Annotated in this window: 7 protein-coding genes and 1 pseudogene; 4 read left to right on the top strand and 4 right to left on the bottom strand. The window is 68.0% G+C overall.

The window, feature by feature from the left end:
* The 3 genes and pseudogenes from R1101_RS0113190 to R1101_RS0113180 all read left to right on the top strand — a co-directional run.
* Positions 1-537: pseudogene (locus tag R1101_RS0113190) on the top strand (serine hydroxymethyltransferase); the annotation flags it as partial.
* A 162-nt stretch (positions 538-699) separates the two neighbouring features.
* Positions 700-1,386 (top strand): isochorismatase family protein, encoded by a 687-nt coding sequence (locus tag R1101_RS0113185; protein WP_016933889.1) that lies wholly within the window; start codon positions 700-702, stop codon positions 1,384-1,386.
* A gap of 300 nt (positions 1,387-1,686) precedes the next feature.
* A complete protein-coding gene (locus tag R1101_RS0113180; protein ID WP_081494094.1) occupies positions 1,687-3,039 on the top strand; it encodes a PhoH family protein in 1,353 nt (450 codons plus the stop codon).
* 55 nt (positions 3,040-3,094) lie between these two features.
* Here the strand turns inward: R1101_RS0113180 and R1101_RS0113175 are convergent, their stop codons facing one another.
* Both R1101_RS0113175 and R1101_RS0113170 read right to left on the bottom strand, forming a co-directional pair.
* The gene (locus tag R1101_RS0113175) at positions 3,095-3,523 is read right to left on the bottom strand and encodes a carboxymuconolactone decarboxylase family protein (protein WP_016933887.1); all 429 of its coding nucleotides are present in this window, start codon (positions 3,521-3,523) and stop codon (positions 3,095-3,097) included.
* 69 nt (positions 3,524-3,592) lie between these two features.
* A complete protein-coding gene (locus R1101_RS0113170; RefSeq protein WP_016933886.1) occupies positions 3,593-4,015 on the bottom strand; it encodes a limonene-1,2-epoxide hydrolase family protein in 423 nt (140 codons plus the stop codon).
* Positions 4,016-4,176: 161 nt separating this feature from the next.
* Here R1101_RS0113170 and R1101_RS0113165 point away from each other — a divergent pair, with 161 nt between their 5' ends.
* Positions 4,177-4,767, top strand: a complete 591-nt coding sequence (locus R1101_RS0113165; RefSeq protein WP_026003224.1) for an LGFP repeat-containing protein — start codon at positions 4,177-4,179, stop codon at positions 4,765-4,767.
* Between the two features lie 124 nt (positions 4,768-4,891).
* On the opposite strand, the gene R1101_RS0113160 is transcribed toward R1101_RS0113165, so the two are convergent.
* Both R1101_RS0113160 and R1101_RS0113155 read right to left on the bottom strand, forming a co-directional pair.
* Positions 4,892-6,307 (bottom strand): class II fumarate hydratase, encoded by a 1,416-nt coding sequence (locus R1101_RS0113160; RefSeq protein WP_026003223.1) that lies wholly within the window; start codon positions 6,305-6,307, stop codon positions 4,892-4,894.
* A gap of 91 nt (positions 6,308-6,398) precedes the next feature.
* Positions 6,399-6,731 (bottom strand): fructose-bisphosphatase class II (locus R1101_RS0113155; protein ID WP_016933883.1); only part of this gene is annotated, 333 nt, incomplete at its 5' end.

Below are 6,731 nucleotides of genomic sequence, written 5' to 3'. Positions count from 1 at the left end.
AAGAAGATCAACTCGGCTGTCTTCCCCGGTCAGCAGGGCGGACCGCTGATGCACGCCATCGCTGCGAAGGCCGTCGCGCTGAAGATCGCCGCCGGCGACGAGTTCAAGGACCGTCAGCAGCGCACCCTGTCCGGTGCCCGGATCATCGCCGAGCGCCTGTCGCAGTCCGATGTCGCCGACAAGGGCATCTCGGTGCTCACCGGCGGCACCGACGTGCACCTGGTCCTGGTCGACCTGCGCAACTCGCAGCTCGACGGCCAGCAGGGTGAGGACGCGCTCCACGAGGTCGGCATCACCGTCAACCGCAACGCCGTGCCGTTCGACCCGCGGCCCCCGATGGTCACCTCGGGTCTGCGCATCGGCACTCCGGCGCTCGCGACCCGCGGTTTCGGCGACGAACAGTTCACCGAGGTCGCCGAGATCATCGCGCAGACGCTCATCGGGGGCGCCGACGCCGAGTCGCTGCGCACCCGCGTGAGCGCCCTGGCGCAGTCCGTGCCGCTGTACGAGGGCCTCGAGGACTGGCGTCTGATCTGACGGTTTCCTCCTGTCGCCGACCGGCCCGCACCGACCTTCGGTGCGGGCCGGTCGCGTAGTCGGGACGGGACACATCCCACCGCGCGGGTTGGTTAGGGTAGCCTACGCATGCCGGCATCGTCGGCCGTCGCACGTGCACCCCGACCAGCAGAAGGAAGTCGCATGGCCATCCCGAGCATCGATCCGTACGAGTTGCCCACCGGCGACGAGATTCCCGCTGCTCGGGTGGAGTGGACGCTCGATGCGTCCCGCTGCGCACTGCTCGTCCACGACATGCAGAAGTACTTCATCGACGCCTACCGTCGCGACGCAGAGCCGCTCGCGACCGTCGTGCCCAACATCGTTCGCCTCCGTGAAGCGTGCCTGGCCGCCGACATCCCCGTCGTCTACACCATGCAGCCCGGCGACCAGCATCCGTCGCGTCGCGGCATCCTCGCCGACTTCTGGGGCGTCGGCCTGAGCACCGGTCGCGACACCGAGGTCATCGACGAACTCACACCCGGCCCGGACGACATCCAGGTCACCAAGTGGCGGTACTCGGCGTTCCAGCGCACCGATTTCCGTCAGCTGCTCGCGCACAACGGCCGCGACCAGCTGATCGTCACCGGTGTCTACGCCCACATGGGCTGCATGCTCAGCGCCGCCGACGCCTTCATGAGCGACGTGGCACCGTTCATGGCCCTCGACGCCACCGCCGACTTCTCCCGCGACGAGCACCTCACGGCGCTGCAGTACGTCGCGAAGCGGGTCGGCCGGGTCGAGACCACGAACGCACTGATCGAATCGATCGCCGCGTCGGCGCGTTGCCGCGACCGCGAGGCCGAAGAACTCACCGCGTCGCTGCGCTGACCCGAATCCGGATCGACGACGTTCGTGCGTACCTCTGAGGCGCACGAACACTCCCGAGACGACGTTTACGGAAACTTCACCGACACGCATACTCCACCAGCGAGCGAATCGTCCGGATCGGCGTTAGCGTCTGGGGTGTAGGCGGCGCAGGTGCCGACTACACGGGAGGTCCCTGATCGTGTGGCTGACACAGTCCGAACGAGGGGGCCGGCACCGGGCCTTCGTGGTCGTGACGACACCGGGGACCCACCGGCCCACCGAATACGTCCGGGCGGTGCCGTCCGGGCCGAGGAGCCCCACGTGAACGCAACACGCTCCGTCCCCACCCGCTCCGGTCCTGCCGCTGCGAAAGAACCCGCTGTACGCACCTACGTACTGGACACTTCAGTGTTGCTCTCCGACCCTTGGGCGGTCACCAGGTTCGCCGAGCACGAAGTCGTCCTTCCGCTGGTGGTGATCGGCGAACTCGAAGGCAAGCGGCACCACCACGAACTCGGCTGGTTCGCCCGCGAATCCCTCCGGCTGCTCGACGACCTGCGGCAGCGGCACGGACGCCTCGATCAGCCCATCCCCATCGGGGACGAGGGGGGCACCCTGCACGTGGAGCTCAACCACACCGATCCGATGGTCCTGCCCGCCGGATTCCGCACCGACACCAACGACTCCCGCATCCTCGCGTGCGCCCTGAACCTGGCCACCGAGGGACGCGACGTGGTGCTCGTCAGCAAGGACATCCCGTTACGCGTCAAGGCCGGGGCCGTCGGCCTCGACGCCGACGAGTACCACGCCCAGGACGTGGTGATCTCGGGATGGACGGGCATGACCGAACTCGAGGTCGATCGGGAACTCATCGACGAGATGTTCTCCGAGGGCATCGTCGACATCGACGACGCTCGGGATCTGCCGTGCCACACGGGGATCAGGCTCCTCGGCGGCTCCTCCAGCGCACTCGGCCGCGTCACCGCCGACAAGCGGGTGCAGCTCGTCCGCGGCGACCGGGAGGCGTTCGGACTGCACGGACGCTCCGCCGAACAGCGCGTCGCCCTCGACCTGCTGCTCGACGAATCCGTCGGCATCGTCTCACTCGGCGGCAAGGCCGGAACCGGAAAGTCCGCGCTGGCACTGACGGCCGGACTCGAAGCCGTCCTGGAAAGACGAACCCACCGCAAGGTGGTGGTCTTCCGTCCGCTCTACGCGGTGGGCGGACAGGAACTCGGCTATCTGCCGGGTACGGAGGCCGAGAAGATGAATCCGTGGGGCCAGGCGGTCTTCGACACCCTCGAAGGACTCGCCAGCCCGGCGGTACTCGAAGAGGTGCTCAGCCGCGGAATGCTGGAAGTGCTGCCGCTCACGCACATTCGTGGCCGGTCGCTGCACGACTCGTTCGTCGTTGTCGACGAGGCGCAGTCGCTCGAACGCAATGTGCTGCTCACCGTCCTGTCGCGACTCGGTGCGGGATCGCGCGTCGTGCTCACCCACGACGTCGCCCAGCGCGACAACCTGCGTGTCGGCCGGCACGACGGTGTCGCGGCGGTCATCGAGAAACTCAAGGGGCATCCGTTGTTCGCACACGTCACGCTCACGCGCAGTGAGCGCTCGCCGATCGCGGCGCTGGTGACGGAGATGCTCGAGGAGTTCGCTCCGGGCGCCTGAACTCCGAGCGCGATCGAACGGCGCGTCCGGCATCCCGCCGGGCGCGCCGTCGTCGTCAGGCCTCGTCGGAGGCGTCGGTCTCGCCGGAGAGGGGGCCGAGTTCGGCCTCGAGGACTTCCTGGACCACGCGCATCGCGGCGAGCCCGGCGGGGGCACCGCAGTACGCCGAGCAGTGGATGACGGATTCGACGATCTCCGCGCGGCCGAGCCCGTTGCGCAGCGCTCCGCGGACGTGGCCGCGCAACTCGTTCTCGGCACGCAACGCGATGAGCATGCCGAGGTTGAGCAGGCTACGGCTGCGCCGGTCGAGACCGGGGCGCGACCACACGGCACCCCAGGCGTGTTCGGTGACGAATTCCTGCATCGCCTCGGAGTCGGTGCCGCGGGAACGCTCGAACGCTCGCTCGACGAAGTCGTCACCCATCACTTCGCGCCGGATCTCCAGACCCGTCGTGAATCCCGGAGTGTGCTCGGCGTCGGACATGTCATCGCTCCCTGCTGATCCGTCACCGAACGGTTCGGTGACGAACGGATTCTATGCGGGCGTCGGCGATCAGGAACGACGCAGTACGGCGCGCAGTACCCCCAGGGCGGTGCCGCGGAGGAAGGTGAGGACGTCGAAGTGGTCGTCCCACACGGCGATCCGTCCGTCGCGCAACTCGAAGGTGCCGCACACCCAGAACTCGATGCGCACCGGACCGAAACGCAGGCTGTCGGTGCGCTCGGTGAGCACGATGTCGCCGTCGGCCGCGATGTGGTGGACGACGACACCGAATCCCACCGCAGGTCGTGCGAGACCGGCGAGGATCTGCCGCACCCGGGAAGCGCCGCGGATGGTGGGGAGCCAGGTGTTGTGCCACGCGATGTCGTCGGTGATCAGCGAGGCGGCGCGGTCGATGTCCTCCGCGGCCGTCGCCTCCAGGAAGTCGGTCACCGTCGCGACGGCGTTCTGTCCGGTGGCGGTCGGTGTGCTCATCGCTCTCCTCGGCGTCGGCTGCGTCGCATGGTAACGGGCACGGACCGGTGGTGGAACCGGATTCGCACATGCCACAGAATCGCCCGAAACCGGGTTGTGTCGCGGGCGAGTCGGGCACCCTGACATCAGGTACCCGTCCTCACAGCGACAGGAGCGAACCGATGAAGCGAATTCCCCGACGCAGAGCGGCGTTGGTGGCGGCCGCGGCGGCGGTCGGACTGGTCGTCGCAGGCTGCAGCGACGACCGATCGGCGGAGGACACGGTGGGCAGCGCGACCAGCGCGGTCCAGTCTGCCGCGGAGGGCGTGGCGTCCGGGGCGCAGAGCGCCGTCGAATCGATCACACAGGGCGACGATTCGCCCGAGGCCTCGGAACCCGCAGCGGATCAGTCCAGCGCCGTGCCCGGTCCGGGCGGTGAGCAGGTCGAACTCAGCGGACCCATCCTGCAGAAGTACAACGAGGTCGGTGGTGCGTCGAGCCCCCTCGGTGCGGCGACCGGTGAGCAGGAGGAAGTCGGCGACGGCTACGTCGCGGAGTTCGAGGGCGGCATCATCGCGTGGAGTCCCGATACCGATTCCCACATCGTGTGGGGTGAGATCCGCACGGCCTGGGAGGCCGCGGGCGGTGCCGGTGGCGACCTGGGCTTCCCGATCAGTGACGAGGAAAAGAACGCCGACGGTGCGAGGAGCAACTTCCAGTTCGGGTACATCACCTGGGCGCCCGAGGCCGGGACCGAGGTGGTCCAGGAGTGAGGTGACTCCCGGTGAGCCCTTGCTGTTCGCTCACGTCTTCGCCATCCGCTACAGCAAGTTGCTGTAGCGGATGGCGGAATTCGTAGCGAATGCAGACGGGCTCTGTCGGTCGGAACTCTGCGGGTCAGGACTCCTCGTCCACCCGCGTCATCGCCAGGACGTCGAGGCGGCGGTCCAGTTCCTCCTCGCTCAGGCGGTCGCCGACGAGGCCGCGGTCCACGACGGCCTGACGGATCGTCTTCTTCTCCTTCAGAGCCTCCTTGGCGACGGCCGCGGCCTCCTCGTAGCCGATCGCCGAGTTGAGGGGAGTGACGATCGACGGCGACGACTCGGCCAGGGTGCGCAGATGTTCGACGTTCGCGACCAGCCCGGTGATGCAGCGATCGGCGAACAGCCGGGAGACGTTGGCGAGCAGCCGAATCGACTCGAGGACGTTCCGTGCCATGACCGGAATGTAGACGTTGAGTTCGAAGGCTCCCGCCGCACCGCTCCACGCCACGGTGGCGTCGTTGCCCACGACCTGCGCGGCGACCTGCGTAACTGCTTCGGGGAGAACGGGATTGACCTTACCCGGCATGATCGAGCTGCCGGGCTGCAGATCGGGGAGCCGGATCTCGGCCAGGCCGGTGAGCGGACCGGATCCCATCCAGCGGATGTCGTTGGCGATCTTCGTCAGCGACACGGCGACGGTGCGCAGCGCACCGGAGACCTCGACCAGGGCGTCACGTGCGGCCTGCGCCTCGAAACTGTCGCGGGCCCGCTGCAGATCCTCGAGTCCTGTGGTCTCGACGAGCACGGCCACTACGCGCGGACCGAAATCCGCCGGCGCATTGAGTCCCGTACCGACCGCGGTGCCACCGATCGGCAGTTCGCCGAGGCGGGGGAGTGTCGCACGCAGACGCTCGATCCCGGCCTCGATCTGACGGGCGTATCCACCGAATTCCTGGCCCAGGGTCACCGGGACCGCATCCATCAGGTGGGTGCGGCCGGACTTGACGACGGTGCGCCACTCCTTCGCCTTCCCGGCGAGGGCTCCGTGCAGGTGCTCGAGTGCAGGGATCAGGTCCTTGACCGTCGCCTCGGTCGCAGCGACATGCGTCGCGGTGGGGAAGGTGTCGTTCGACGACTGCGACATGTTCACGTCGTCGTTGGGGTGGACCGTGACACCGGCCTTCGCGGCGAGCGAGGCGATGACCTCGTTGGTGTTCATGTTCGAACTCGTGCCCGAACCGGTCTGGAAGACGTCGATCGGGAACTGGTCGTCGTATTCACCGGCGGCGATCGCATCGGCGGCGGCGATGATCGCATCGGCCCTCTCCGGGTCGAGCAGACCCAGGTCCTTGTTCACCCGGGCGCAGGCGCTCTTGAGCAGACCGAGCGCGCGGATCTGTGCGCGTTCGAGTCCGCGCCCCGAGATCGGGAAGTTCTCCACGGCGCGCTGCGTCTGGGCGCGCCACAAAGCGTCGACCGGAACCTGGACCTCGCCCATCGTGTCGCGCTCGATACGGAACTGCTGAGAAGACTGTTCGGTGTCGGTCATGTCCTCCACGTTATGCCGCCGGAACGAACGAGGAGGGGCACTGCGACGAGAACTCGTGGCAGTGCCCCTCCTAAGGAGCGATCGGTGGCGATCAGGGCATGGGAGGCGGCGAGCCGGCGACACCGTGGAAGTCGATGGACGAGAACTCGCTGAGCTTCTGCAGGCGGTGGTACGCCTCGATCATGCGCACCGTGCCCGACTTGCTGCGCATCACGATCGACTGCGTCTCCGCGCCACCCGCGGAGTAGCGGACACCGCGGAGCAGCTCGCCGTCGGTGACGCCGGTCGCGCAGAAGAAGATGTTCTCGCCCGTGACGAGATCGGTGGTGGTCAGGACGCGATCGAGATCGTGTCCGGCGTCGATCGCCTTCTGACGCTCGGCGTCGTCCTTCGGTGCCAGGCGACCCTGCAGCGCGCCGCCCAT

It is taken from the genome of Rhodococcus sp. R1101, from assembly GCF_000278445.1.
In the GTDB taxonomy this organism is placed as follows: domain Bacteria; phylum Actinomycetota; class Actinomycetes; order Mycobacteriales; family Mycobacteriaceae; genus Rhodococcus; species Rhodococcus gordoniae.
The sequence above is the reverse complement of the archived record's forward strand: the minus strand, read 5'-3'. Positions and strand labels throughout refer to the sequence as shown.